Genomic DNA, 26,080 nt, shown 5'->3' on the forward strand with positions numbered 1-26,080 from the left:
GGGGCCCCCCCCCGTCCCCGGGGGGCCGGGTCCGGCCCCCCCCCGCCTTTTCTCTATGGGTTTTTAATTTCGTGGGGGGCCCCCCCGGCCCGGACACCGCGACTTCCAGGAAACCGAGTCGATCACCGCGGGGATGAGGACGGCCAAGGCCGGTTTCGGCGTCCGTACCCAGGATTGGTGTCAGGAAACGCCCAGGTGGGTATTTGGGGGCCGACACCGCGTGGGTGCCACCCTTTCCGTCGGCCACCACGCATTCAACAGGAGGTGTGTAGTGGTCAGGATTCCTTCGCTGTCCCGCCGGTCCGAGCCGGCACCGACGCGGGACGAGAACCTCGACGGCCGCGTGGACGGCCGCGACACCCCGGTCACCGAGACCGGCCAGTCCGACGACAGCGCCGGCCGGCCGGTCACCGACCGGGACGCCAACCAGACGGCGTACGGCAGCGCCAGCGCGACCGGCGGCCAGACCAGCGAGGCCGAGCGGCGGGCCAACGAGCGGGCGGCGGTGGCCCGAGCCGCCACCGCGCGACCGGCGGAGACCGATTCCCGGGGCAGCGCCCGCCAGGTCGCGCCCGAGCCCGTGAACGGCACTACCCGCCCTGTCGCACCCGAGCCGGTGAACGGCACGACCAGCCCGGTCACGCCCGAGCCCCGCACCGGCACCGCGAGCAAGGTGGAGACCGAGTCCCGGCCCGTCGCTCCGGCCACGGCGCGCACCGCCGAGCGGGACGCCGACCTCGACAGCACCACTCGTCGGCCCGACACCACCGACCGGGTCACCACGGACCGCCCGGTCGACCCGAGCACGGGCGTCAGCACGCCCGAGTCGCCGGTGACGCGTGGCCCGAAGCCGCGGGCCAGCCTGCTCGCCACCCTCGGCCTGATCGTCTCGGTCGTCGGCGCGATGTTCGTGCTGACTGGGACCCTGGCCGGGTACGGCATCGGGCTCGGCGCGTTTGGTGCGGTGCTCGCGGTGCTCGGCCTGATGGCCACCCGTCGCCGGCACGTCGCCGGCAAGACCGACGCGCTCTTCGGCGTGCTGATCGGGCTGGCCGCGGTCGTGATCGGGGTGCTCGCGATGACCGGTCAGTTCGACTGGCCGACCACCGACGGCGACTGGGTGCAGCGCCTCCGTGAGTGGCTTGACTCACAGTTTGTGGATCGTTTCTAGCGGGCACTGTTCCGCTCGCCGGTGATGCACCGGCGAACAGCCGGCGGTTCGCCGGCAGCCCGATCAGTCCGGTGGTTCACCGGCCGGGCGACACCCTTTCAGGGGCGGCGGTTCGCCGCCCCTGAAGTGTTTCCGGGGCCCGGCCCGACAACGTGAGCGCCGGGTGCCGGGCGAGCGACGGCCCGACCTCCCCGCCACGCCCCTTTGCTCTGCTTCACTCCAGGCGACACCGCATGTCCGGTATCCGGACGTTGACTGTTGCGCCCGGTGAAGCAGAGCAAAGGCTGCGCGAAAGGCCTGCGGTAGGTGGCCCGAAACACGAATCCCGACCCACGCCGCCTTCGACACAACGATTCGCAGGAGCAGACCGCCCAGACGCAACGAATCTTCGGTCTGCGCAACTCTCAGTGGTGGATCCTGCCGCTGACGCCGCATACCGTTGAGCCACGGCGCCAGCCCGTGGGCCACGGTGGCCGGGCGCGCCCGACCCCTGGGAGCAGGACAATGACGATGGACGCCACCAGCCAGCGCCTGTTGATGTGCCGGCCGACGTACTTCGCCGTCGATTACGCGATCAACCCCTGGATGGACCCGAGCGCGCCGGTCGACGCCGCGCTGGCCATCCGGCAGTGGGAGCAGTTGCGCCAGACGTACCTTGACCTGGGCCACACCGTCGAGGAGATCACTCCGGTGCCCGGCCTGCCCGACATGGTCTTCGCCGCCAACGGCGGCACCGTGATCGACGGCAAGGCGATGGCAGTGCAGTTCCGGGACCCGCAGCGCGCCGACGAGGCGCCGGCGTACCGGGCCTGGTTCGAGGCCGCCGGCTTCGAGATGTACGACCCGAAGCACGTCAACGAGGGCGAGGGCGACGTCCTGCTGGCCGGTGACCACCTGCTGGCCGGCACCGGCTTCCGCACGGCACACGCCGCACACGCCCAGTTGCAGGAGGTCTTCGGTTACCCGGTGATCACCATGCAACTTGTCGACCCGCGCTTCTACCACCTGGACACCGCGTTGACGGTGCTCGACGAGCGGACCGTGGCGTACCTGCCGGAGGCGTTCTCGGCGGGCAGCCAGGCTGTGCTGCGCCGGCTCTTCCCCGACGCCGTGCACGCCACGATGGCCGACGCCGAGGTGCTGGGGCTGAACGCGGTCAGCGACGGGCGGCACGTGGTGCTGCCCGCGCAGGCCACCGACCTGGCCGCCAAGCTGCGCGACCGGGGCTACGAAACCATCGGGGTCGACCTGTCCGAGCTACGTAAGGCCGGCGGCGGACCGAAGTGCTGCACGCTGCGACTCCGTCAGGGAAAGGCAAGTAAGTGATAGTGGATGACAAGCTGCGTACGCCGGGAGCGGTCCGGGACGCCGAGCGCTGGACAGCGCACAACTACCACCCGTTGCCGGTGGTGATCTCGTCCGCCGAGGGCGCCTGGCTCACCGATGTGGACGGCCGCCGCTACCTGGACTGCCTGGCCGGCTACTCCGCGCTGAACTTCGGTCACCGGCACCCCCAGTTGATCGCCGCAGCGCACGCCCAACTGGACCGGCTGACGCTGACCAGCCGCGCGTTCATCCACGACCAGTTCGCCGACTTCTGCCGGGAGCTGGCCGAGCTGTGCGGCAAGGACCTCGTGCTGCCGATGAACACCGGCGCCGAGGCGGTGGAGACCGGGATCAAGGTGGCCCGCAAGTGGGGCTACCAGGTCAAGGGCGTGGCCGCCGGGCAGGCCAACATCGTGGTCGCCGAGGGCAACTTCCACGGGCGGACCACCACCATCGTGAGCTTCTCCACCGACGAGGACGCCCGCGCCGACTTCGGGCCGTACACCCCGGGGTTCACCGTCGTGCCGTACGGCGACCTGGAGGCGCTGACCGCCGCGATCGACGAGAACACAGTGGCAGTGCTGCTGGAACCGATCCAGGGTGAGCAGGGTGTGGTGGTGCCGCCGGAGGGTTACCTGCCGGGCGTACGCCAGGTCTGCACCGAACGCAACGTGCTGTTCATCGCCGACGAGATCCAGTCGGGTCTGGGGCGTACCGGCGCGACCTTCGCCTGTGACCACGAGGGCGTCGTGCCCGACATGTACCTGCTCGGCAAGGCGCTCGGCGGCGGCATCGTGCCGGTCTCCGCGGTGGCCGCGAACGCCGACGTGCTCGGGGTGCTCAAGCCCGGCCAGCACGGCTCCACCTTCGGCGGCAACCCGCTCGCCTGCGCGGTGGCGATCGAGGTGGTCCGGCTGCTGGCCACCGGCGAGTTCCAGCGCCGCTCGGCCGAGCTGGGTGAGCGGCTGCGGGCCGGCCTGGAAGGGCTGCTCGGCAAGGGTCTCGTCGGGGTACGCGTCCGTGGCCTGTGGGCCGGTCTGGACATCGACCCGGCGCTGATGAGCGGTCGGGAGGCGTGCGAGCGCCTGATGGAGCGTGGCGTGCTGGCCAAGGACACCCACGGCTCCACCATCCGGCTCGCCCCACCTCTGGTGATCACCGAGGAGGAGATCGACCTGGCGGTCACCGCGCTGGCCGAGGTGCTGGCCGGCTGAAACAGGAACGTGGTGGAAGGCGGGCGTCGGGGTTTCCGGCGCCCGCCTTCCGCGTCAGGGTCCCTCCCGGCGGTGAGGGTGGGGGTGGGGCGGTGGGATGGGGTGGGGTTAGGGGCGGGGTAGGCGCATGGCCATTGTGGGGGCCTCTGCCATCACCGAGGTGGGGGTGAACGGGGCACCGGTCGGCAGTTCCTCGGCGCGACCGATCTGCACGCCGGGGTACAGCTCGATCATGTCGTTCTCGCCCAGCACCCGGGACTGCTGGGGAGCCAGCGGGATCCGGTCGGACTCGGTCATCGAACCGGCCGGGCGGATGCCGGAGCCGTTGGTGCTGACGTCGGTCACGATGACCTCGCCGACCCGCAGCTCGAAGCGGACGTGACCACGGCTGATCCAGCGCCGGGCCTCGTCGTTGAGCCACTGCCCGAGCATGATCCCGCCGTCCTGCTCGGGAGCACGACCGGCCACGATCGGCTGCTCCTCGCTGAGCACGAACCGCCGCCGGACCAGGCCGCCGACGCGCACCGCGAGCACTTCGGTACGCGGACGAGGGCCGCCGTCACCGAGCCGCGCGCCGTGTCGGGGGCAGGTCGGCACGCCGTTGCGCAGCGCGGGCGGCGGCTGCGCTGCGGGGCTGCGGTCGGCACCCCCGGCCAGGTCGGCGAACGCGCCACCGCCACCACCGCCGCCGAACAGCGCGCAGCCCGACTCCGGGCAGCGCCACTGGCGGGCCAGCAGCTTGACACCGGTCGGCGACCGCTTGCCGGCCACCGGCGAGTGGCCACCACCGACGTGCGCGATGAACACCGGCCCGCCGGCGCCCGGCACCGGCGCGACCACCCGACCGGGCTGCTCGACCAGCCACGGGAACCGACCGCGCAACCCGTCGAAGCGGACCCGGCTGAGCACCGGCAGACCGAGCAGGTCGGCGACCTCCAACATCCGGTCACCCGGGTTGTCGAGCACCTCGACGAGGCCGTCGTCGGCCCAGCGGCGGACGACCATCCGCTCGTTCGAGGTGAGGTCGGCGTCGGAGAGCAACGCCCGGTGCACCACCGCGTAGACCTGGACGCTGTCCTCCTCCAGTTCGCGGGAGAGCGCGTCGATGACCATGCCGAGGCGGAGCAGGCTGGCCGGCCGGCCACCGTCGATGTCCTGGTAGCGGATCACCTCGGCCAGGTCGATAACGGCTCGGGCCAGCGACGGGTCCGTGCAGACACGACCCTCGATGGCGTCCAACACCTTGCTGATCTCAAATCTCATGCCGCACTCCGGACGATGTCGTCAATTCGCCGGGCCAGCTCGAAGTCCCGGTGGGTGACCCCACCGGCCGAGTGCGTGACACAGCGGAAGGTCAGGGTCCGCCACCGGATGTCGATGTCGGGATGGTGGTCGAGCTCCTCGGCCACCGTCGCCACCCGGTCCACGACCGCGATGGCCGCCGGGAAACTGCCGAGCTGGGCGGTACGACCGATGCCGGTCGGGTCGCCCGACCAGTCGGGCAACCGGCTCAGCTCTTCTCGCACCGCGTCCGCGGTGAGCAGGTCTGCCATGGGCCGACCCTACCGGGGACGACGCCCGGCATGGACCAGTGGTAGCGGGGTGTTGATCGGCCCGATACGCGCAGGCGGGGGCGGTGCCGTTTGGCACCGCCCCCGCCTTCCCCCTGGTGTGTTCAGCCGCGCAGCGGCCGCCCCACCTCGTGCAGGTGACCGAGCGCCTGCCGGTACGACTCGACCAGCCCAGTCTCCGCGTACGGGATGCCCTGCTCGACGCAGTAGGCGCGAACGATCGGCTGGGCCCGGCGCAGGTTGGCGCGGGGCATGTTCGGGAAGAGGTGGTGCTCGATCTGGTAGTTGAGACCGCCGAGCGCGGTGTCCACCAGTCGGCTGCCGCGCACGTTGCGGGAGGTCAGCACCTGCTTACGCAGGAAGTCCAACTCGTCCTCGGCGGTCGGCATCGGCATGCCCTTGTGGTTCGGGGCGAACGCGCAGCCCATGTAGAGACCCCACAGCGCCTGGTGCACGACGGCGAAGAGCAGCGCCTTGACCGGGGACATGACAGCCAACAGCAGCGCCACGTAGGCGGCGGTGTGCGCGACGAGCAACGCCGCCTCGACCGCCCGGTGCCGCATCGGGACGGCGTACCTGCCGTCCTCCCGGCCGACGATCGCCCGGATGCTCGCCACGTGCAGGCTCAGGCCCTCAAGCAGCAGCATCGGGAAGAAGAAGTACGCCTGCCGCTGAGCCATCCAACGGCCGAACCCACGGGTCTCCAACGCCTGCTCGGGCGTCCACACCAGGGCCCCCGCGCCGACGTCCGGGTCTTCGTCCTCGTGGTTCGGGTTGGCGTGGTGCCGGTTGTGCTTGTCGACCCACCAGCCGTAGCTGAGCCCGACCGCCGCGTTGCCGGCGAGCAGCCCCACCAACTCGCTGGGACCACGCCGACGGAACATCTGGCGGTGCCCGGCGTCGTGACCGAGGAACGCGACCTGGGTCGTGGCCACGGCCATCAGGGCGGCGAGCGGAAGCTGCCACCAGGAGTCGCCGAGCAGGAACACTGCCACCCAGCCGGCCACGAAGGCACCGAGGGTGAGCACGATGCGGGTGACATACCAGCCGGGGCGCCGCTCCAGCAGGCCCGCCTGGCTGATCCGTCGGGACAACTGTGCGTAGTCACTACCTCGCCGTCGTACCGGCGGTTCCGCCACCGCTCCGAGCGTCATCGCTGCTCCCGTTCCGCTTGCGCCCGTACCGGGGTGGTTCGGGCTTAATGTCAAGTCTCCCGATCGCGGTAGCGGTGAGTAACCCCGACAACCCCCGAATGGGGGGTAGGGCAGGCCCTACCCCTACTGGTTCGACTCAGCTCAGTCGGCCGACCGCGGCGCGCAGTCGAGCCAGGTCACGTCGACGCCGTTCGTAGGTGGCGGCGAGCCCGACCAGCGCCAGCCCGCCGATGCCCAGGTAGATCCACCGGGGCAGCAGATCCCATCCCCGGGCCAGTTCGTGCAGCGCCAGCAGCGTCAGCGCCGCGCCGCCGAGCAGCACCGGCGCCTGCCACCGACGGGTCGCGCCGGCCAGCACCGCGCCGGTCGCCGCCACGCCGAGGAGCAGTCGCCGCCACGGCTGCGGGTCCGCCCCGGCCAGCACCGACACGAGGCTGGGCAGCAACGCCGCGACCAGCCCCGGACCGAGGGCCGGCCAGCTGGTCAGCCCTGGCCGGGTGCGCAGCGCCAACAGACCCGCTCCGACAGCGAGCGCCGCGGCCGGCACTGTGTACGCCTCCGGCACTGTCACCCCTCCGGCGGCCAGCAACACCCAGGCCCCGAGCAACTCACTGCCGGCGGCGATCCCGGCGAACGCCCACCGCCGACCGGCCGGTTCACCCCGGCGCAGCAGCCGCAGCGCGACGGCGACGCCCCAGAGCACGCAGATGGCGGCGAGGTGCCGCGCCGCCTCGACGGCGAGCACCGCCGCCACCAGCGCGACGGCCTGCGCGGCGGCGTCCAGCACCCGTCCCAGCCGGATCCGCGCCGGTGTGACAGCCGCGGCGGCCAGCACCAACGCGGCCACCGCCAGCAGTGGGTACGCGGCGGCCCGCAAGGGCAGTCCACCGGCGAGCGGTGCGGTCACCGCCAACGCGGACGCCGCGCCCACGGCGGCGAGACAGCCGGCGACCCGTACCTCGAACCGGCGCGCCCCGGCGGCGACGGCGACCGCCGCCACCAGCAGCGCCCCCTCGGCGGCAAGCGTCCCGGCCCGGGTGGCCAGCAGACCGAGCACACCGGAGGCCACCAGCACCACGCCCACCGGCACGGCGACCGGTGTGAGCGCCGGGCGGGCGGCGGCCAGCGCGGTGAACAGCAGCGCCGCCAGGCCGGCGAGCAGAACGGCGGCCGGCAGCACCGGCCACGGCGCGCCGATCGCGACGAGCAGCACCGGCAGCGCCGCTGCGACGAACGGCAGCGCTGACGGCACCGGCAGGCCGACCCGCCGACCGGCCAGCGCGCCGGCCAGCGCCAGCACCACCAGCGCGAACCCGACCGGGAGCACAGTCGGGTCGGCGACGACAGTGGGCACCCCCGACCACGGCCGGTTCCAGCCGCCGTAGGGCGACCCGAGCGCGGTCAGCACGGTCGGCAGGGCCGCCAGGACGGCGACCACCGCAAGCGTTCCGCCGGCCGCCAGCACCAACGCCGACCGCGCCGACTCGCGCCCGTCGGCCGCCGGCCGGGCCCCGAGGGCCGCCTGGTCGGGGGCGCCCGCCGACGGCAGCCAGCAGGCGACGAACGCGACACCCAGCGCGGCCAGCGCCGCGTACGGCGCGAGCGGCTCGGCACCCGCACCGATCAGCGGCGCGAGGCCGGGCACTGTCACCGCCGCGACGGCGCCGGTCACCGCGTACCCGACCAGCTCCACCCGGTGGCGGCGGGCCACGAGCGCCGCGACCAGCGACAACCCGGCGGCCGCCAGCGCGAGCCGGGCCTGCCACCAGGGCGGCCCGCCGGCGGCGAACGTCGCCACCGCCGCGATCCCGGGCAGCGCGAGCTGCCCGACCAGCAGACCCGCGCCGGCCACCTCCCGATACGCGCCGGCCCCCCGTCGGACGGCCAGTGCCAACCCGACCACGGCGAGCACGCAGAGCGCCACCAGGGCACCGGTCGGGGCGGCCAGGGCGACCAGCAGCCCGTGCCCGAGCAGAACGGAACCGCCGAGCGCACGGAAGCGCAGCGCGACCGGTGGGGCGCTCGGGCGGACCAGCACGGCGAGCAGCAGCGCGACCCCACCCACGAGGTCGATGGCCACCACCTGAGGCCAGGAGGCCGTCCAGCCGGCGGGCACGGCGAACAGCACCGCCACCGCGCCCGCCGTGGCGAGCACCGCCCGCGTGCTGCGAGGGAGCAGCAGCACAGTGGCGCCGATCGCCATCGCCACCGCGGGTGCCAGCTGCCAACCCCAGCTCAGGTCCGGCCCCGTCCCAGCCCCGTCCCAGGGCGGCAGCGACCGGCCGACGGCGGCGACCGCCAGCCCGATGGTGATCAACACGGTGACCTGCGCCGTGCCCGCCGCGACGAACAGCGCGCCGGCCCTCGGCCCGGTCCGCCAACCGCCGCCATCGTCAGCCGCCACCGTCGGCAGGAGCCGCACCGCGGCGACCATCCCCAGTGCCACCGCCGCCGTCGCGAGCAGCAGCACCGACGGCCGCAGCTCCGCCACCGGACGCAGCACTGCGGCGGCGAGCACCGGCACCAGCAGTCCGGCCGCCACCGCCCGCAGCGCCCGCCCCCCGACGAGCCAGGCCGCGCCGAACCCGGTCAGCGCGACCAGCACCAGCGGCACCCCGGCCAGCAGTGGCGAGCCCCCCGCCCGCCCGCCGACCAGCGGCACCATCGCGCACGCCGCGGCGCCCACCAGCGCGGCGACGTGACCGGCGCCGGCCAACACCCGGCCGACCAGCTGCGCGGCCCCGCCCCGGCCACGCAGCGCGGCCAGCACTGCCAGGTTCAGCGACGCCACCCCGAGCAGGACCACCGCCCACCCCGCCGCACCCAGCCCGGCCTCGGCGGCGAGCAGTGGCAACGCCGGCTGGGCGGCCACCAGGGCGGCGAACCAGGGCCCCGTCAACCCGCTCCACCGGCCGTACGCCACGGCGACCGCCGCGCTGGCCCCCCCGACCAGCGCGGCGTACCGGCTGCCCGGCCAGCCGGTCACACCGGCCAGGTCCACCGACCAGGCCGCGTAACCGTCCAGCACCACCAGCAGCAACCCCACCGCGGCGAACGTCTCCGCCGTACCGCGCAGCCCTCGGCGAACCGCCAGCAGCGGTACGCCCAGCGCGAGCGCGGTGAACGCCACCAGGATCAACGCCCGCCCGGCGACCCCCACCGCCGCCCAGGCGACAGCTGTGAACACCACAGCCGCGGTGCCCAGCAGCAGTCCACCGAGGACGAAGAGCAGACCCTGGACCGTCCGAGTCGAGGTCTCCGCCGCACCCGGCCGCGAACCCGTCGCAACCCCGGGGCCCGGGCCGATGAACGGCGTCGGGCCGACGACAGGCGCCGGGCGCGCCACGACCGAGGCCGCCAACCCCGCGCGGACGACCGCTGCCAGTTCGGCCCGCCGCCCGGACACTGTCGCCAGCCGTCCGGCCAGCTCGGTGTACGCGCGGCGAGCCCGCTCCACCTGCGGCTCAAGCTCGGCGACCTCCCGGCTCAGCCGAACCACCTCGGCGGCTATCGGGTCGGGCGCACGCCGGCAGCCGGAGCAACCGGCGCTCAGGTCGGCCGGCGCACCGCAGGCGGGGCAGGGGTAACGGGTGTCGTCCACCCGGTCATCATCGACAACCGGCCGTGGTGCGACCCAGAGTGCGCGTACTCAGGATCGGGTGTGCTCGTACACCCAGGTGGCGTAGTCGGGGTTGCCGCTCTCCACCCTGGACACCAGGATCTCCGGCACCTCGTACGGGTGGCTGACCCGGATCTGGTCCAGCAACGCGGTGAGCCGATCCGGTGCGGTCTTGAACTGCACCGACCACTCGGTGCTCGTCTCCATCCCGGACCGCCACCAGTAGGTGCTGTCCACCTGACCACCCACCTGGGCGCAGGCGGCGAGCCTGCCGGCGACGGCCGCAGCCGCCAGCACGTCGGCGACCGAACGCGCATCCACCACCGTTGTCACCACGCAGATCTCGTCCACGCCCGCACCCTACGCGGACATCTACCGATTAGCGGCGATCCAGGCATCAATCTGCGCCCACCAATCGAAGAGCCAGTCGATGCGTTCCTGCCGTCCGGTCGGCACGTCCTCCGGCGGCACGGACCAGAACCGCATCACGATCCGCTTGTCCATCGGCAGTTCCCGCCACACGTCGGCGACGGTGAGCATCCGGTCCAGGCCGGTGTGGGCGACGAAGATGACCCCGGCGTCCGGTGCGGCGTCCAGCGCGGCGAGCATCCCACCGGGCTGCGGGGCGAGCACGTGGCGCATCCGCTCGGCGCGCAGTGCCATCCTTTCCAGGCCGAGGGAGCGCAGCCGGGCAATGGCGCGCAGCCGTCGCCCGGGGGTGAAGTTGCCGCCCTCCGGGAAGATCACGAACGCGTCGTTGTCGTCCAGGCCGGTGGCGAGGTGCCCGACCTGGCGTAGCGTCTCCTCGCCGCGCTCCGGGGTCGGCGCGATGAACCGGTTGGGCAGCCTGTTGAGCAGCACGTCGATCGCCGGATCCCACTGGAGGCTGTCCTTCAGGACGATCCGGGGTTCCCGGTGGAACCAGTTGACCAGCCCGTGGATCAGGATGAACGAGTCACCCGGCCCGGCGTGGCGACAGAGCACCAGCTCGGGTCGGCCGGGCAGCGCAGTGTCCGGGTCGGTGCCGACCACGTCGATGCGTAACCGCAGTGTCCACTGTGCCTGCCAGAACAGCACCCGCAGGAACCAGCCGGCCAGCACGTAGTGCGCGCGCTGGAAGGCCGGCGACCGGGTCCGCCAGCCGAAGCCGGAGACGACCCAGAGCAGGAAGAGCGCGAGCAGCGCGGCGGCGTCCCAGACCAGGTAGAAGCAGCCGATCCAGAGCAGTCGCAGCGGGCGCAACCGGCCCGGGACCAGCGGCGACGCGGCCGCCGCGAGCAGCGCCCAGATCGGCAACGTGGTGACCACGAGGAAGGCGAGCAGCACGACGGCGGGCGCGAGCAACAGCCGACGCAACCACCGGGGAGGCAGCGGCATCAACGCTCCAGGTGGGTGGCGAGGTAGCGCCGGGAGGCGGTGTACGCGCGGCTGATCCGCCGTCCCACCGCCGCCATGTCCCGGTACGCCCACGGCGTGTCGTCGCGCGGGTTGAGCCCGCCGGTCGGCAGGACGTGCACCTCCACCCCCTCCGGCAGCGCCGCCATCTCGCGGAAGAAGCGGTGCCGGCGGGAGATCTCGAACGCGACCTGCGCGATCTCCCATGGCCGGCGGGGCGGAGTCAGCTCCCGTTCGATCCGACCCACCTGCAGGACGTAGATCCGGCGGGCGCCGACGGCCACCGCCTCGCCGATGGGGATGGAGTTCACGATCCCGCCGTCCACGTAGTGCGCGCCGTCGATCTCCATCGGCGGAAGCAGGCCCGGCACCGAGGCCGACGCCATCACCGCCGGCACCACCGGACCGCTGTCGAACCAGTGCTCGGCGGCCCGCTCGATGTGGGCGGCGCAGCACCGGAACGGCACCCGCAGGTCGGCGAAGGTGGTGTCCACCCCCAGCTCGGACTCCAACAGGCGGCGCAGCGGCCGGGGTGAGTGCAGGTGGGTGCGGGCGGCGAAGCGGCGCAGTTGCCGGGCGACCGAGTCGCCGTACACCTCGCTCGCCTCCGGTGAGGCCCAGAGCCGGACCAGCCGGTCGGTGACCGCCTCGGACGGGTCGGCGGCGACCAGCGCGCCGTTGACCGCGCCGATCGAGGTGCCGAGGACCATGTCGGGTTGGATGCCGGCCCGGAACAGGGCGCGCAACATGCCGACCTCGACCGCGCCGAGCACTCCCCCGCCGCCGAGCACGAACGCCACCGGTCCCCCCGCCATGTCGTCCATCCTGGCACGGGGCCGCCGCCCACCGGCGGGCCGCTGTCGACCGGCGGTCGGCGCACGGCAGGCACCGTCCGTCGCTGGTCGGTGGCAACGGCGTTGACAGGCAGGACGCATTCGCGCAACCTGATACCGCTCCCACCCCTGAGGCAGGTGCGATCCGTGAAGGCAGCGCTGCATCCGGGCCGTTTGCTGGCTCGCAGATACCGACTTCTGGACCAGATCGGCGCCGGTGGCATGTCGGTCATCTGGCGTGCCCGGGACGAGGTGCTGGACCGGGTTGTCGCGCTCAAGGTGCTCGCCCCGTCACTCGCAGCGGACGCACGGTTCCGGGGGATGGTGCGCGAGGAGGCACGAGCTGCCGCCCAGTTGGTGCACCCGCACCTGACCTCCGTGCACGACTACGGCGAGACTGTCGACCCGGACGGCTCGATCACCTCGTTCGTGGTGATGGAGTTGCTCACCGGTGAGGAGTTGAAGCTTCGGCTCACCGAGGGGCCGCTGCCGTGGACCGAGGCGGTCCAGGTGGGGGCGCAGGTCGCGGACGCGCTGGCCGCCGCGCACCGGCTCGGCATCGTGCACCGGGACATCACCCCGGCCAACGTGATGATGACCGGGACGGGCGTCAAGGTGCTCGACTTCGGCATCGCCACCCGGATCGGCGCGCCCGACGAGGACGAGGACGGCGAAACCTTCGGCACCCCGGCGTACGTCGCCCCGGAACGTCTCGACGGCGCGCCGGCCCAACCGTCCACCGACGTCTACTCGCTCGGTGTGCTGCTGCACGAGGCGCTCACCGGCCGGGTCCCGTACCCGGCGGACACGTGGGAGCAGCTCAGCGCCGCGCTGGCCAGTGGTCCGCCGCCGACGCTGGCCGACCTACCGGACCTGCCCGCACCGGTGGCCCAGATCTGCCTGCGCAGCCTCGCCCGCAACCCGGCCGATCGGCCGACCGCCCGGCAGGTCGCCACAGCGCTCCGCGACCACGCGCTGCCCGCCGAGCCCCCGACGGCGACCATCCGGGTGCCCACCCAGCCCCTGCCACCACAGTCCCCCGCCGTCACGACGGCCAGCGTCCCGGCGGCGGCACGACCGGATGGAGACACTTCGGACGGCGGGGCCGCTGCCAGCGGGGGCGAGCCGGCGACCGGGTCGGGCTGGTCGCGGCGGCGGCTGGTGTTGCTGCTGGTGCTGGCCGTCGGCGTGACGATGGCGGGGGTGGCCCTGCTGCCCGAGCAGCAGCCGTCCCGCCGGGCGCAGCCTTCCGCCGGGCCGGTGACGACCCCGTCGAGCGACCCGCCGGCCCCCGAGCCGTCCGCGCCGATCACGTCCACCCCGCCGACCCCGGCACCCTCGACGAAGCCGACCACCGGGGCGCCCACCTCGAACCCGGGCACCCTCACCGAGGTCGCGAACCGGGTCGACGGGTTGATCGGCGCAGGGCTCAGCGTCGGAGAGATCCGCGACGACGTGGCCCTCGACCTGCGCAACGAGCTGCGCAACCTGAGAGTCGCGGTCAGCTCCGGCCGCGAAGAGCTGGCACCGCCGGTGGCCCGGCTGCGCGCCAAGGTCGCCGTCCGTCTCGGTGAGGGCGGCATCAGCCCGGCGTACGCCTCTCAGCTCGACGCCGCCATCGCCGAGCTGGGCGCGACCGGGGCCTGAGCCGGCGACACCGGTGGGTCAGCGCACCGGCACCCGGGCCGGTTCACGGACGTCGTGCCGGCCGAGGGCGAAACGCCGATAGACCTCGGCGTAGCCGCTCGCCATCCGCTCGACCGAGAAGTTCCGGGCGACGTGTGCCACGCAGTCCTCCGGGTCGATTCGCTCCGCCGCGAGCAACGCCGCGGGTAGCTCCTCCGACCGCTCGACGACGAGCCCGGTCAGCCCTGGCCGCACCAGCTCCGGCACCGCACCCCGGTTGAGCGCCACCACCGGCGTGCCGGTGGCCATCGCCTCCAGCATCACCATGCCGAACGGCTCGTCCCACTGGATCGGCATGATCAGGCAGCGGGCCTCGACGAGCATCCGCAGCGTCGTCGCGCGGTCCGCGTTGAACACTACTGTCACGTCCTCGTCGACCATCGGCGCGACGACCTGCTCGTAGTAGCGGCGCTCGGCCGGTTCGTTGCACTTCCCGGCCAGCAGCAGGGGCAGTCCGGCCGCCCGGCACTCCCGGATGGCGGTGTCCGGGCCCTTGTCCGGGCTGAACCGGGCCAGCCACAGCACCGGCCCCGCGCCGGGCGTGTGCTTTCGCGGGAAGCCGCGGATGTCGAGCGCGTTGTGCACGGTGCCGGCCCAGGGCAGGTTCGGATTCAGCCGGCGCTGGGCGTGCGAGATGGCCACCAGTGCGACCCCCGCGTCGATGTCGCTCAGCACGTCGCCGTACTCCCCCACGGGGTTGCCGTGCACTGTCGCGACAGTCGGCACTGCCCGGCGACCGGCGACCAGCGGACCGATGGTGGTGTGGTCGTGGATCACGTCGAAGTCGGCCGGGCTGATCAGCCGATTCACCCGGGCCAGGTGTGCCAGCTCGGGCAGTGACTCGCCGAGCCGCTCGTACTGGACCTCGGCCACTGTGGAGACGAAGCCGTCGGCGGCCGTGCCGTGGTCACCTCCGGCACCGAACAGGGTCACTGTGTGCCCCTGTTGGCAGAGCGCGTCCACCAGGGCGGCGACGACCTGTTCAAGGCCGCCGTAGCCGGGCGGCGGTACGGACAACCACGGCGGAACCACCATCGCGATGCGCAACGACCGCTCCTCTGGGCGGCCCGCAGGCGAGTGGTTCACGGCCACGAGTCCTCCCCGTTGTTCCCCGGTGCGGCGGCACCGCCGGTCGGCGGCGATTTCCCGGTGGCGTCCCAGGTAAACCGGACATGGCGGACGATCACCCGCCCACCAGGAGTTGGTCGTGGACCACCCGCACCCCGGGCGCGGACCACGCCACCCGCTCGACCTGGTCGCGTTCCCACCAGGAACGGACCACGCCGGCGAGGACCAGCGTGTCGCCGTCCACCTCGACGGTCACCCGCTCGCCGCCGAGCGTGCGCCGCAACGCCCGCTGGACGTCCAGACGCAGTTGCTCGCCGGCCGGTGGCGCCGGAGGTCGTACCTCGATCAGGTTGGTGATCCCTCGTACGCCGTCGAGTCGACGCACCTCGCCCTCCGCGGCCCGCCGCTGCCACCCGAACTCGACCTCGCCGCGCAGCATCAACCAGCCGTTGGCCACTGTCACGTCCAGCCGCTCGTCGGGCACGAAGCTGTCCCACTCCAGGGCACGGGTGGCGGCGTTGGCGACCTCGGCGTCGGTACGCCCCGGAGTGCCCGGCAGCCGCACCTCCATCTCGTCGGCCACCGCCCGTACGCCGCGAACCCGTTGTGCGGATCGGGTCGCGGCCCAGCCACGGGCGGCACCGTCCACGAATCCGGTCAGGGTGACCACACCCTGGTCGACGGTCACCCCGATCTCGTTCGGTTGCAGCTGGGCGTCCCACGCCAGTTCGGCCAGAACGTCGCGTTGGATCCGCTGGTCGTCGCGGACATCCATCACCTCGGTCACGGCACCCCACCCCCGGTTCCGGTCGTCGCCCTCCGAACCTGCCGGGCGGACGGGTGACGGCGGTTCACCCGATCCGGGTGAACCGCCGTCGGGGCGGAAAGAAGCGGCGGGTGACGGAGCCGACCCCCTCGGCCCCGCCACCCGCCGCCGGAGGGTGGAAGCAGGTTCAGACAGCTGGTCAGGACGTCTCGGCGAGCGTCACGGTCGCCGACTTCTCGACACCGTTGCGCTTGAACTGCACCTCGACCCGGTCGCCGACCTTGCCGGCCTGCACCGCGCCGACCAGGTCGTCAGAGTCGTTTACCGGCTTGTCGCCGAACCGGGTGACGACGTCGCCGCGCTGGAAGCCGGCCTTCTCCGCCGGGCTGCCCGGGGTGACCGACGCGACGAGCGCGCCGCCGCCCTCGGCCTGGTTGACGCCGACTCCGAGCGACGGGTGGCTGACCTTCTCGCCACGCTGGAGTTTGCCCGCGACGTCCTTGGCCTTGTTGCTGGGGATGGCGAACCCGACACCGATGTTGCCGGTGCTCTGCCCGGAGGTCGCGATGGCGGTGTTGACGCCGATCACCTCACCGCGGGTGTTGACCAGCGCGCCACCGGAGTTACCGGGGTTGATCGGCGCGTCCGTCTGGAGCAGGCCGGAGATCGAGCTGACCGGCTGGCTCTGCTGGGTCGGGTCCTGCTGCTGGCCCTCGCCGGCCCGGATGGTGCGGTCCCGGGCGCTGAGGATGCCCGAGGTCACCGAACCCTGCAGACCGAGCGGGCTGCCCAGGGCGAGCACCTGGTCGCCGACCTGCATGGCGTCGCTGTCGCCGAACTTGGCCGGCTTGAGGTCGCTCACCCCGTTGGCCTTCACCACGGCCAGGTCGGTCTTCGGGTCGGTGCCGATGATCTTCGCGTCGGCGGTCTTGCCGTCGGCGAAGACCACCCGTACGGCGTCGCCGGCGGCTGACGCGACCACGTGGTTGTTGGTCAGCACGTACCCGTCGGCGCTGAGCACCACGCCGGAGCCCTCACCGCTGCCGGTGGTGATCGAGACGACGCTGTCCTGCACCGACGCGGCGATCTTCGGCAGGTCGGCGCCATTGATCACGGGCGCCGCGGAGTAGGTGCGGGTGATACCGCCACTGTCACCGTCGAGGGCGAGCGCGAGTGCCCCGCCGGCCACGCCGGAACCGAGCATCAGGGCGAACACCGCGACGCCGGCGCCGGCGAACTTCGCGATCCGACCCGGCCGGGGGCCGCTGACGGGCGGCGCGACCTGCGGGCCCCACGGTGGGACCGGCTGGCCCGGGTGCTGCGGGTGCTGGGCGTGCTGCCCGGGGTGCTGCTGGTGCTGGGCGTACGGCATACCCGGCTGGCCCCCGCCGGCCCAGCCGGACTGCTGGCCCGGGTACCAGGGGGCACCGGGGTAGTGGCCGGCGGCCGGCTGCGGGTAGCCGGGCTGGCCGGGCGCCGGGTGACCGGAGACCGGGTACGGCGGCGCTGACGCAGTGGCGGCCGGGCGCTCGTAGCCGGTCGACGGCTCGTACCCGGTCGGCGCGGCGGCTGCCGGCTGACCGGCTGGCGCGGCGTATCCGACCGGCGCGGCGGCCGGGGTGGCAGCGGTCGTCTCCGCGTCAACGGTGGTGGAGGCGACAGTCGGGTCGCCGCCGGTCGAGACGACCGGTACGGGAGTGGTCGGGGAGTCGGACTGCACGCGCTCGTCGCGCGGCAGCTCGGCGGTGGGGTGCGACGGCTCGGCGTCGGTGGGGGCCGGCCGGCGCTGCGGGTCGGACTCGAACTCGGTCATGGCACTACCTTCTCCTCCGGCACTGCAATCAACCTGGAACCGTCCTGGAAGTTGGCTGAAAGTCACTCGCCCGCTCCGTCGATCTGCGCCAGCAGCGGCAGCCGAACCCGGAAGGTGGCCCCGCCGCCGGGCGTCTCGGCCACCTCGACCGAGCCGTGGTGGGCGGCGACCAGCGCCGCCACGATGGCCAGGCCGAGGCCGGTGCCGGTGTTGCCGTCGGCCCGCCGGGTACGGGCCGCGTCCGCCCGGTAGAACCGCTCGAAGACGCGTTCGGCCTGCTCGGCCGAGAGGCCGGGGCCGGTGTCGGCGACCTCCACGACGGCGAAGCCACCGGGTTCGGCGCGCAGCCGTACGAGGACCTCGGCCTCCGCCGGGGTGTGGGTGAGCGCGTTGGTGACCAGGTTGCCGATCACCTGCCGCAGCCGCGCGTCGTCGGCGGAGACGACGAGCGGGCCGGATTCGGGCCTGATCTCCAGCTCGATCCGGCGGTCCGGTGCCATCGCCCGCGCGGCCTGCACCGCGTCGGTGGCGAGCACCGGCAGCTCCACCGGGGTCAGCGAGAGCGGCCGTTCCATGTCCAACCGGGCGAGCAGCAGCAGATCCTCCACCAGCAGCCCCATCCGGGCCGCCTCGTCCTCGATCCGGCGCAGCAGCCCGGCGGTCTGTTCCGGCGCACGGGCCGCACCCTGCCGGTACAGCTCGGCGAAGCCACGGATCGTGGTGAGCGGAGTCCGTAGCTCGTGCGAGGCGTCGGCGACGAACTGCCGCATCCGCTCCTCGGAGCGGATGGCCCGCGCCTCGGACGCCTGAGCTGCGGCGGCGGCGTCCCGGGCAGCGCTCTCCGCCCAGCGGGCCGAGGTCTCCGACGCGGCACGCGCGGTGAACGCCGCCTCGATCTGGGTGAGCATCGCGTTCAGCGCACGGGAGAGCCGGCCCAGCTCCGAGGTCGGCTCGGCCTGGCCCTCCTCCGGGTCGGGCACCCGGCGGGTCAGGTCACCGCCGGCGATCGCGGCGGCGGTCTGTTCGATCTCGACGAGGGGCTTGAGGCTGGTCCGGACGATCGCCGCGCCGACCGAGGCCAGCATGATCAGCACTGCGCCACCGACCAGGAGGTCTATCCAGACGAGCTGCTTCACCGCCCGGTCCACCTCGGTCAGCGGCTGACCCACTGCCAGCACCGAGCCGTCCGGTTGAGCCGCGTAGTAGACCCGCCACCGGGTGAGGCGATCGTGTGAGATGACAGTCCGCGGCTCGCCCTCCGCCGCCTCGAAGTCCTTGCGGCTGGCAGGAAACGTGGGTAGCTGATCGGGGTCGAAGTTGCGCTTGTCGTACAGGGGGTCGTACACCTGCCGTTCGTCGGCCACGATCACGACGTAGTCGCTGGGCAGCAACGCGCCGACCTCACCGGTGCGCAGCTTCAGAAGCACCTGGCCGAGGCCCTGGGCGGTCGACCGGACCTGGCCGTCGACCTGGCCCTCCAGGTAGTTGCGGAGGAAGTACGCGGTCAGCGAGCTGATCACCAGAAGCGCGACGGCGACCAGCGCGAGCACCGAGGTGACCAGCTTCACCCGCAGCGGAACGCTGCGGACCCGCCCTTTCGCCTGCTGGACCGCGTTCACGCCGCCGGCTTGCGCAGGACGTAGCCGACGCCGCGAAGAGTGTGGATCAGCCGGGGTTGGGTGGTGTCGACCTTGCGCCGCAGGTACGAGATGTAGGACTCGACGATGTTGTCGTCGCCCCGGAAGTCGTAGTTCCAGACGTGGTCGAGGATCTGCGCCTTGGACAGCACCCGGTTGGCGTTGAGCATCAGGTACCGCAGCAACTTGAACTCGGTCGGCGAGAGCTGCACCCGCTGGCCGGCACGGTGCACCTCGTGGGTTTCCTCGTCCAACTCCAGGTCGGCGAAGGTGAGCCGGGACGGGGCCTGCTCGCCGGTGGTGGTGCGGCGCAGCACGGCGCGGATCCGGGCGGTCAACTCCTCCAGGCTGAACGGCTTCGTGACGTAGTCGTCGCCGCCCAGGGTCAGCCCACGGATCTTGTCGTCGGTGGCGTCCCGGGCGGTCAGGAACACCACGGGGGTACGCGTGCCGCCCTCGCGGAGCATCCGGATGACCTCGAAGCCGTCCAGGTCGGGGAGCATCACGTCGAGTACCACCAGGTCGGGCCGGTGGTCCTTGGCGGCGTTGAGCGCCGCGCTTCCACTTGTCGCGGTTGCCACGTCGAAGCCCGCGAACCGCAGGCTCGCGGAGAGCAGTTCGAGGATGTTGGGGTCGTCCTCGACGACGAGCAGTCGCGCCTCGGTCTGGGTAGCGGGCATGCGCCCATCATCGGTGACGTCACTGCGCCAGCGCTGGACGCTTCCTGCAAAAAGGCTGTGAGTCGCCGACCGTCCGGCGACGCCGGTCAGCGCAGCAGGCGACGCAGCCCGTCCAGGGCGCCGTCGAGCAGCCGGATAGCGGTGCGCAGCTGGGTGTCGCTGAACTGTCGGGCGCGCATCAGCCGGCCCACCTCGACGGTGAACGCGGCCAGCCGCTTGTCGAGTTCGTCGAGCAACTCGGCCTGCGGCCCGGCGGTCGATGCCGGCCTGGGCTGTGGTTCGGGTGCGGGCGCTTCCCACCGGGCCCGCCGGGTCTGCCGGGTGGCCTCGCTCAACTCGCGCTTGAGGTCGCGTGCCGATCCGCGTACCTCGCTGCGGATCTCGCCGGCCAGGCTGGAGAGATCCGCCACGGATGCCGCGATGTCCGTTTCCAACGCTGTCAACTCACCGGCCCGCTGGCGCAGCTCCGCCCGGCCGGCGTCGGTGATGTCGTACGTCTTGCGGCCGCCGGCTGCGGTGTGGCTGACCAGACCCTCGACCTCCAGCCGTTGCAGGCGGGGGTAGATGGTGCCGGCGCTGGGCGCGTACAGCCCGAGGAAGCGGTCCTCCAGCAGGCGGATCAGCTCGTAGCCGTGCTTCGGGCCGTCGTCGAGGAGCTTGAGCAGGTAGAGCCGGAGCCGCCCGTGGCTGAACACGGCGGTCACGGCAGCTCCTCTTCGTCGTCGTCGACGGCTCGGGCGAGCAGGGCGATGCTCCCCGAGGTCGCGGAAGCCCAGAGCTTACCGTCGCCGGCGCCGAGCACCCCCTCGCTGCTGGGCAGTGGGAACGTCGAGGTGCGCAGCTGTGGAAAGCCGCTGGTGATCCGGCCGGAGGCGGTGCTCAGCTGGACGGCGAGGTCGCTGTCCGCGCGGACCCGGACGGTGATGCTGCCCGAGATGGTGCTCAACCGGATCTCGCTGCGCCGCGGGTTGTCCAAATCACAGGTGATCGGACCTGAGACGGTCTGCGCCCGGACCCGGTCGGCGGCGCTGTCGGCGAGGATCACCTCCCCGGAGACCGTCTCCACAGTGAGGTCGCCGCGGACGCCGAGCGCCTCCACCGGCCCCGAGGTGAGCTTCGCGGAGGTGCTGCCGCGCAGCCCCATCAGGGTGATCTGGCCGGCGACGACGTTGGCGATGGTCTGCCGGCGCAGGCCGGAGGCGACCAGCGAGCCCGCGACCAGGCCCAGATCGGCGAGGACGTCGGCGGGCACGGCGATGGAGACGTCCACCCGGGGGTAGCGGTGGATCATCCGGAACCAGCGCAGGACGTCCGACCAGCCCCGACCGCGCTCCTGGCGGATGCTGAGCCGACCGTCGGTGTGGTCGATCAGGACCGGCCGACGGCCGACCTGGGTCACGTCGATCCGGGTCGGCCCGTCGGTGGCGACCACGTTGAGCCGCCCACTGATCAGTCGAACGTCCAGCCGGACGACCGGAGCGTCCAGTGTGAGCCGTTGCGGGCTCTCGACCGTCCAGCCGGCCATGGCGTCCCCCTCTCGACGACGCGCGGGAGGCGCGCCGAACAGGAGGAGAATGTAACGCGATACATCGCGATACCACAAGACAGGTCGCGAGGTGGTCGCCGGTTCGGCGTTCGACGTGCTCCCTCAGGCCGCCAGGTCCAGCTCCCGATCCACGAGCGGAGCCGGCACGGGAACGCCCGGGGTCACCGTCGGCACCGGCCGCAGCCGGGCCCGCGCCACGGCACCCGCCGCCGGCACCAGGTGTACGGCCGACTCGGCGGCCCGGGCGAGCAACCGCCGGTCGGCGTCACGGGCCGGGTGCAGCGCAGCGGCGATCGTCACCGAGACCACCAGCTCCCGCGCCGCGACCACCCGTGCCACCGAACGCAGCAGGGTGTCCGCACCGAGGAAGGCGGCTGCCGTGGTGGTCGACCCGGTGGCCGCACAGCGGTAGGTGAGCCGCAGCGGAACCACCGGGCTGCCCGTGTCGATCGCCGCCTGGAACGTCGCGGGCCGGAACCCACCGCCGGGGCGGCAGTCGGTGGCACCGTTGCGGGCACACCACGTCGTACCCTCCGGAAAGACCGCCACCGACCGCCCGGCGCGCAGCGCGTCGGCGACCCGGGCGACGGTCCTCGGCAGCGCCAGCGGCCGGGCGCGGTCCACGAAGACAGTGCCCGCCACCGAGGCCAGCAGACCGACCACCGGCCAGGAGCGGATCTCCCGCTTCGCCACCATCCGGGTGGGCGCCACCGCCAGCACCGCGAGGATGTCCAGCCAGGAGACATGGTTCGCGACCAGCAGCGCGCGCCGCCGGGGCAACCGACCCCGGACCACGAGGCGGACGCCGAACGCGCGAGCGGTGGCCCGCGCCCAGCCGCTGACCAGCGCCTGCCGTTCCCGGGTGGGGAGCACCGGCAGCAGCGCCACCACCGGGATCCCGGCCAGCAGCATGCCGAGCGCGGCGACCAGCCGGAGCACCCGGCGGGCCACCGGGACCGTGGGCACCTCGCCGGCCGCCGGCAGGCAGTCGTCGTCGCAGCCCGAGGAGGGCCGCCACAGGTCGCGCGGCACGGCGGTCACCGCTGCTCACCGCCGAGGAAGTGCCGCAGGTAGCGCGGGTTCATCCGGTCCAGGGAGAAGAGGATGTAGAAGTCCGCGCACCCGAAGTCGCTGTCGTAGGCCGGCTCGCCGCAGATCCACGCGCCGAGCCGGAAGTAGCCGCGTAGCAGCGGCGGCACCGCCACCCGCCCGGTCGGGGCAGCGGCGACCGGGCCGGCGGCAGCCGCCTCGGCGAACCAGTGCCGCAACGGTCGTACCCGCAGCGGCGGCGGCGCCAGGTGCCGGGCCCGGGCCTGGGTCCACACCTCGGCCACCGTCCGCCCGCCGTCAGCCACCGGCACCGACGCGCACCCGCCGAGCCAGCGGGAGCCGCGCAGGTGCAGGTACCTGATGATGCCGGCCCACATCAGGTTGATCACCGCGCCGGAGCGGTGGTCCGGATGCACGCAGGACCGGCCCGCCTCGACCAGGTCGTCGCGGAGCGGGTCGAGCGGCCTCAGATCGAATTCGTCCTCGGCGTAACGCCGGCTGGTGCGCCCCGGCGGCAGCAGCCGGTACGTGCCGACCACCTCGCCGGAGCTGTCCTCGCGGACGATCAGGTGGTCGCAGTACGCGTCGAAGGGGTCCACGTCCAATCCGGCCTCGCCAGGAAGGAGGGTGGCGCCGAGCTCGGTGGCGAACACCTCGTGGCGCAGGCGTTGCGCGGCCGCGACCTGGGTGGGGTCGTCGGCGATCAGCACTGTGTATCCGCTGGTCTTCAGGGGTGCGCCAGCGGCATGCAGAACGGCCATGGGATCTGTGTAAGGGCCCGGGTTGCCATTCACGGGGACCACTGGTGTCGGCAGGATGAACGCCGGCCGGCAGATGGCTCCCACCTCGGCCGTGCGAGGCTGCGGAACGGTCCGGCGACGACGCCGGCACGCCCCACCGGAGGTCGACGATGCGCATCGAAAGCCGCTACAACGGGCCCGCCGGTTCCGGCAACGGCGGCTGGAGCGCGGGGATCTTCGCCGCCGAGGCGGACGGCAGCGGGCCGGTCGAGGTGACACTGCGCCGGCCACCGCCGCTGGAGACCGAGCTGACAGTGGTCGGCGGCGAGGTCCGGGACCCGGCCGGCGAGCTGGTGGCCGAGGTGCGCCCGGCCGGGGTGATCGATGCCGTGGTCCCCCCGGTCGACCTGGAGACGGCGGTGGCCGCCGCGGCCCGCTACCCCGGTCTGGTCGAGCACCCGTTCCCCAGCTGTTACGTCTGCGGCCCGCAGCGGGCCGACGGGCTGCGGATCTTCCCCGGCCGGCTGCCCGATGGCCGGACCGCCGCGCCGTTCCGCGCGCCCGCACAGGTCAGCGCGGCAACGGTCTGGGCTGCGCTGGACTGCCCTGGTGGCTGGGCGGTGCTCACGCCGGGTCGCCCGTACCTGCTGGGTCGGATCGCCGCAGTGGTCGAGGCGCTGCCCGGGGCGGGCGACGAGTGCGTGGTGACCGGGGCGTTGCTGCGCGTCGATGGGCGCAAGGCGCTCGTGCACACGAGCCTGTACGGCCCGGACGGGTCCTTGCTCGGCGCGGCGCGGGCAACCTGGATCGCCTGTTGAATCCGGGCCGTAGTCCGCAGGGATGAGTCTCCTCCGCCCCGCGACGGAGGCAGACGTACTGACCGCGCCTGATTGACCTTGTTGCCCCGGGCCGTCACGCTGTGCCACGGCGTACCTCTACGCCACACACGGGAGGAGAACGATGACTGACGGGCAGCGAAGCCCCACCAACGACGGTCAGATCGTGGTGTCCGGTCTGACGAAGCAGTACAAGAACGTCCGGGCGGTGAACAACCTGTCCTTCACTGTGGCGCCGGGACGGGTGACCGGCTTCCTCGGCCCGAACGGCGCAGGCAAGACAACCACGCTGCGCATGCTGCTGAATCTGGTCACGCCGACCGCCGGCACGGCCACCATCAGCGGCCAGCGGTACGCCGACCTCGCCACCCCGCTGCGGCAGGTGGGCGCGGTGCTGGAGGCGTCCAGCGCACACAAGGGCCGCACCGGCATCAACCACCTCCGGGTCATCTGCGCGGCGGCCGGGCTGCCCAAGCAGCGGGCCGACGAGGCGTTGGCCCTGGTCGGGCTGACCCCGGCGGCGAAGCGCAAGTTCAAGGGTTACTCGCTGGGCATGAAGCAGCGGCTCGGTATCGCCGCCGCGATGCTCGGTGACCCCCGTGTGCTGATCCTCGACGAGCCGGCGAACGGGCTGGACCCGGAGGGCATCCGGTGGATGCGTGGGTTCCTCAAGAACCTCGCCCACGAGGGTCGTACGGTGCTGGTCTCCAGCCACCTGCTGTCGGAGATGCAGCTGCTCGCCGACGACGTGGTGATCATCGCGGCCGGGCAGTTGGTCCGGCAGGGTCCGGTCGACCAGGTGCTCGGCTCGATGGCCCAGGGCGCCCGGGTCCGGGTCCGCACCCCGCAGGCCGAGGTGCTGGCCGCCGCCCTCAAGGCGCAGTCGGCGACCATCGAGACCGACGAGCAGGGTGTGCTGCTCGTTGGCGGGGTGGACGCCCCGACGATCGGCCGGTCCGCCCTCGCGGCAGGGGTCGAGCTGCACGAACTGACCACCGAACGGCCCGATCTGGAACGGGTCTTCCTGGAGCTGACGGCCGGAAAGGCGGGCATCCGATGAACCTGGTCCGATCCGAGCTACTCAAGATCCGTACCACCAGCACCTGGTGGTGGCTGGCCCTCGGCGCGTTCCTCTCGATCGCCCTGGCGTTCGCGATCAACGCGTGGTTGGCCGTCACGACGCTCGGTGGCGACGCCGAGGAGATCGGCGTCAGCGCCGAGCAGGCCACCGCCCCGGCGCAGGCGGCGAACCTCTACACCTCGGGTCAGTACCTCGGGCTGATGTTCGTGATGCTCATCGGCATCCTGATGGTCACCAACGAGTTCTTCCACCAGACCGCGACCACGACGTTCCTGACGACTCCCCGGCGAACGTCGGTCATCGTCAGCAAGCTCGTCGCCGCCAGCCTGCTCGGCTTCATGTTCTGGCTGGCGACCACGCTCATCGACCTGGCAGCCGGCGCGATCTTCCTGTCCGCGAATGATTACGGCACCCAGCTCGGTGAGTGGCCGGTGCAGCGGGCGCTGCTGTTCAACCTGCTGGCCTACGCCATCTGGACGATCCTCGGGGTGGGCATCGGCACGCTGATCACCAACCAGCTCGGAGCGGTGATCACGGCGGCGGTGCTCTATCTGATCGGCACCCAGGTGGTGGGTCTGCTGTTCCTGCTCCTGTCGAACGTGCTCGACAGCCAGGCGGTGCTCAAGTGGCAGGTGATCTGGCCCGCCGTGGCATCCCAGGTCATGATCACGGAGGGCACCTCGGAGTTCACCCCGTCCTGGTGGGTCGGGGCCCTGGTGCTGATCGGCTACGCGCTGGTCAGCGGAATCGCCGGAGTCCTGCTCACCCGGCGGCGCGACATCGCCTGACGGCGTCCGCGACCCCGGGGCGGCTGGCCGCTCCGGGGTCGGGCGTCACGCTCGACGACCGGCCGCACGAGGGCCGAGTGTTACCAGTTCGGCACGGTGCGCGCAG

Annotated in this window: 23 protein-coding genes; 7 read left to right on the forward strand and 16 right to left on the reverse strand. The window is 72.8% G+C overall.

The window, feature by feature from the left end; translation table 11 throughout:
• The first annotated feature begins 271 nt into the window (after positions 1–271).
• The 3 genes from AB0K35_RS04685 to rocD all read left to right on the forward strand — a co-directional run bounded on the left by AB0K35_RS04685 (position 272) and on the right by rocD (position 3,711).
• Entirely contained in the window at positions 272–1,171 is a 900-nt protein-coding gene (locus AB0K35_RS04685) for a thrombospondin (RefSeq protein ID WP_363883816.1), read from the forward strand.
• Positions 1,172–1,681: 510 nt separating this feature from the next.
• Entirely contained in the window at positions 1,682–2,497 is an 816-nt protein-coding gene (gene ddaH, locus AB0K35_RS04690; RefSeq protein ID WP_238668343.1) for a dimethylargininase, read from the forward strand.
• Positions 2,497–3,711: an ornithine--oxo-acid transaminase gene (rocD, locus tag AB0K35_RS04695; RefSeq protein ID WP_363884481.1), complete on the forward strand. Its 1,215-nt coding sequence runs from the start codon at positions 2,497–2,499 to the stop codon at positions 3,709–3,711. Before ddaH ends, rocD begins: the two co-directional genes overlap by 1 nt.
• Positions 3,712–3,819: 108 nt before the next feature.
• Here rocD and AB0K35_RS04700 read toward each other — a convergent pair whose 3' ends face one another.
• The 7 genes from AB0K35_RS04700 to AB0K35_RS04730 form a co-directional block, all read right to left on the reverse strand.
• On the reverse strand, positions 3,820–4,974 hold the full coding sequence (locus AB0K35_RS04700; protein ID WP_238668159.1) for an FHA domain-containing protein: 1,155 nt from the start codon (positions 4,972–4,974) through the stop codon (positions 3,820–3,822).
• Positions 4,971–5,264: a 4a-hydroxytetrahydrobiopterin dehydratase gene (locus AB0K35_RS04705; RefSeq protein WP_238668160.1), complete on the reverse strand. Its 294-nt coding sequence runs from the start codon at positions 5,262–5,264 to the stop codon at positions 4,971–4,973. The genes AB0K35_RS04700 and AB0K35_RS04705 overlap by 4 nt, the downstream gene beginning before the upstream one ends.
• A 122-nt stretch (positions 5,265–5,386) precedes the next feature.
• The gene (locus AB0K35_RS04710; protein ID WP_238668161.1) at positions 5,387–6,436 is read right to left on the reverse strand and encodes an acyl-CoA desaturase; all 1,050 of its coding nucleotides are present in this window, start codon (positions 6,434–6,436) and stop codon (positions 5,387–5,389) included.
• Positions 6,437–6,572: 136 nt separating this feature from the next.
• Positions 6,573–10,037, reverse strand: coding sequence for a hypothetical protein (locus AB0K35_RS04715; protein ID WP_363883819.1), 3,465 nt, complete (start codon positions 10,035–10,037; stop codon positions 6,573–6,575).
• A gap of 48 nt (positions 10,038–10,085) precedes the next feature.
• Positions 10,086–10,406 carry a divalent-cation tolerance protein CutA gene (gene cutA / locus AB0K35_RS04720; RefSeq protein ID WP_091406014.1) on the reverse strand — a complete coding sequence of 107 codons (321 nt, stop codon included), beginning with the start codon at positions 10,404–10,406 and terminating at the stop codon, positions 10,086–10,088.
• Positions 10,407–10,427: 21 nt separating this feature from the next.
• On the reverse strand, positions 10,428–11,432 hold the full coding sequence (locus AB0K35_RS04725) for a 1-acyl-sn-glycerol-3-phosphate acyltransferase (protein WP_238668163.1): 1,005 nt from the start codon (positions 11,430–11,432) through the stop codon (positions 10,428–10,430).
• Complete coding sequence (locus AB0K35_RS04730) at positions 11,432–12,265, reverse strand: patatin-like phospholipase family protein (RefSeq protein ID WP_238668164.1); 834 nt, start codon at positions 12,263–12,265, stop codon at positions 11,432–11,434. The genes AB0K35_RS04725 and AB0K35_RS04730 overlap by 1 nt, the downstream gene beginning before the upstream one ends.
• Before the next feature lie 165 nt (positions 12,266–12,430).
• Between AB0K35_RS04730 and AB0K35_RS04735 the strand changes: the two genes are divergently transcribed.
• Positions 12,431–13,930, forward strand: coding sequence for a protein kinase (locus AB0K35_RS04735; RefSeq protein ID WP_363883822.1), 1,500 nt, complete (start codon positions 12,431–12,433; stop codon positions 13,928–13,930).
• 18 nt (positions 13,931–13,948) lie between these two features.
• Here AB0K35_RS04735 and AB0K35_RS04740 read toward each other — a convergent pair whose 3' ends face one another.
• From AB0K35_RS04740 to AB0K35_RS04780, 9 genes are all read right to left on the reverse strand, one after another.
• Entirely contained in the window at positions 13,949–15,004 is a 1,056-nt protein-coding gene (locus AB0K35_RS04740) for a glycosyltransferase family 4 protein (RefSeq protein ID WP_238668345.1), read from the reverse strand.
• A 148-nt stretch (positions 15,005–15,152) separates the two neighbouring features.
• Complete coding sequence (locus tag AB0K35_RS04745) at positions 15,153–15,812, reverse strand: BON domain-containing protein (RefSeq protein WP_357365630.1); 660 nt, start codon at positions 15,810–15,812, stop codon at positions 15,153–15,155.
• Between the two features lie 190 nt (positions 15,813–16,002).
• Positions 16,003–17,616, reverse strand: a complete 1,614-nt coding sequence (locus AB0K35_RS04750; RefSeq protein ID WP_363883824.1) for a trypsin-like peptidase domain-containing protein — start codon at positions 17,614–17,616, stop codon at positions 16,003–16,005.
• Between the two features lie 62 nt (positions 17,617–17,678).
• Positions 17,679–19,235 carry a HAMP domain-containing sensor histidine kinase gene (locus AB0K35_RS04755; protein WP_238668167.1) on the reverse strand — a complete coding sequence of 519 codons (1,557 nt, stop codon included), beginning with the start codon at positions 19,233–19,235 and terminating at the stop codon, positions 17,679–17,681.
• Entirely contained in the window at positions 19,232–19,933 is a 702-nt protein-coding gene (locus AB0K35_RS04760; protein ID WP_030336721.1) for a response regulator transcription factor, read from the reverse strand. The genes AB0K35_RS04755 and AB0K35_RS04760 overlap by 4 nt, the downstream gene beginning before the upstream one ends.
• Positions 19,934–20,019: 86 nt before the next feature.
• On the reverse strand, positions 20,020–20,637 hold the full coding sequence (locus AB0K35_RS04765) for a PadR family transcriptional regulator (RefSeq protein ID WP_238668168.1): 618 nt from the start codon (positions 20,635–20,637) through the stop codon (positions 20,020–20,022).
• Positions 20,634–21,458: a DUF4097 family beta strand repeat-containing protein gene (locus tag AB0K35_RS04770; protein ID WP_238668169.1), complete on the reverse strand. Its 825-nt coding sequence runs from the start codon at positions 21,456–21,458 to the stop codon at positions 20,634–20,636. Before AB0K35_RS04770 ends, AB0K35_RS04765 begins: the two co-directional genes overlap by 4 nt.
• Positions 21,459–21,581: 123 nt before the next feature.
• Positions 21,582–22,520, reverse strand: a complete 939-nt coding sequence (locus tag AB0K35_RS04775; RefSeq protein WP_238668170.1) for a lysophospholipid acyltransferase family protein — start codon at positions 22,518–22,520, stop codon at positions 21,582–21,584.
• On the reverse strand, positions 22,517–23,290 hold the full coding sequence (locus AB0K35_RS04780; RefSeq protein ID WP_363883827.1) for a GNAT family N-acyltransferase: 774 nt from the start codon (positions 23,288–23,290) through the stop codon (positions 22,517–22,519). The genes AB0K35_RS04775 and AB0K35_RS04780 overlap by 4 nt, the downstream gene beginning before the upstream one ends.
• Positions 23,291–23,439: 149 nt before the next feature.
• Here AB0K35_RS04780 and AB0K35_RS04785 point away from each other — a divergent pair, with 149 nt between their 5' ends.
• The 3 genes from AB0K35_RS04785 (at position 23,440) to AB0K35_RS04795 (ending at position 25,974) form a co-directional block, all read left to right on the forward strand.
• Positions 23,440–24,087 carry a hypothetical protein gene (locus tag AB0K35_RS04785; RefSeq protein ID WP_363883829.1) on the forward strand — a complete coding sequence of 216 codons (648 nt, stop codon included), beginning with the start codon at positions 23,440–23,442 and terminating at the stop codon, positions 24,085–24,087.
• A gap of 142 nt (positions 24,088–24,229) precedes the next feature.
• Positions 24,230–25,165, forward strand: coding sequence for an ATP-binding cassette domain-containing protein (locus AB0K35_RS04790; protein WP_238668173.1), 936 nt, complete (start codon positions 24,230–24,232; stop codon positions 25,163–25,165).
• Complete coding sequence (locus AB0K35_RS04795; protein ID WP_203121789.1) at positions 25,162–25,974, forward strand: ABC transporter permease; 813 nt, start codon at positions 25,162–25,164, stop codon at positions 25,972–25,974. Before AB0K35_RS04790 ends, AB0K35_RS04795 begins: the two co-directional genes overlap by 4 nt.
• The last annotated feature ends 106 nt before the right edge of the window (positions 25,975–26,080 follow it).

The organism is Micromonospora sp. NPDC053740, assembly GCF_040677775.1.
GTDB classification, from domain to species: domain Bacteria; phylum Actinomycetota; class Actinomycetes; order Mycobacteriales; family Micromonosporaceae; genus Micromonospora; species Micromonospora alfalfae.

Coding starts and splice junctions, on each gene's coding strand:
- ddaH (WP_238668343.1), top strand. CDS start 1,682: ATGGACGCCACCAGCCAGCGCCTGTTGATGTGCCGGCCGACGTACTTC.
- AB0K35_RS04700 (WP_238668159.1), bottom strand. CDS start 4,974: ATGAGATTTGAGATCAGCAAGGTGTTGGACGCCATCGAGGGTCGTGTC.
- AB0K35_RS04705 (WP_238668160.1), bottom strand. CDS start 5,264: ATGGCAGACCTGCTCACCGCGGACGCGGTGCGAGAAGAGCTGAGCCGG.
- AB0K35_RS04710 (WP_238668161.1), bottom strand. CDS start 6,436: ATGACGCTCGGAGCGGTGGCGGAACCGCCGGTACGACGGCGAGGTAGT.
- AB0K35_RS04725 (WP_238668163.1), bottom strand. CDS start 11,432: ATGCCGCTGCCTCCCCGGTGGTTGCGTCGGCTGTTGCTCGCGCCCGCC.
- AB0K35_RS04730 (WP_238668164.1), bottom strand. CDS start 12,265: ATGGCGGGGGGACCGGTGGCGTTCGTGCTCGGCGGCGGGGGAGTGCTC.
- AB0K35_RS04740 (WP_238668345.1), bottom strand. CDS start 15,004: ATGGTGGTTCCGCCGTGGTTGTCCGTACCGCCGCCCGGCTACGGCGGC.
- AB0K35_RS04745 (WP_357365630.1), bottom strand. CDS start 15,812: ATGGATGTCCGCGACGACCAGCGGATCCAACGCGACGTTCTGGCCGAA.
- AB0K35_RS04750 (WP_363883824.1), bottom strand. CDS start 17,616: ATGACCGAGTTCGAGTCCGACCCGCAGCGCCGGCCGGCCCCCACCGAC.
- AB0K35_RS04760 (WP_030336721.1), bottom strand. CDS start 19,933: ATGCCCGCTACCCAGACCGAGGCGCGACTGCTCGTCGTCGAGGACGAC.
- AB0K35_RS04770 (WP_238668169.1), bottom strand. CDS start 21,458: ATGGCCGGCTGGACGGTCGAGAGCCCGCAACGGCTCACACTGGACGCT.
- AB0K35_RS04780 (WP_363883827.1), bottom strand. CDS start 23,290: ATGGCCGTTCTGCATGCCGCTGGCGCACCCCTGAAGACCAGCGGATAC.
- AB0K35_RS04785 (WP_363883829.1), top strand. CDS start 23,440: ATGCGCATCGAAAGCCGCTACAACGGGCCCGCCGGTTCCGGCAACGGC.
- AB0K35_RS04790 (WP_238668173.1), top strand. CDS start 24,230: ATGACTGACGGGCAGCGAAGCCCCACCAACGACGGTCAGATCGTGGTG.
- AB0K35_RS04795 (WP_203121789.1), top strand. CDS start 25,162: ATGAACCTGGTCCGATCCGAGCTACTCAAGATCCGTACCACCAGCACC.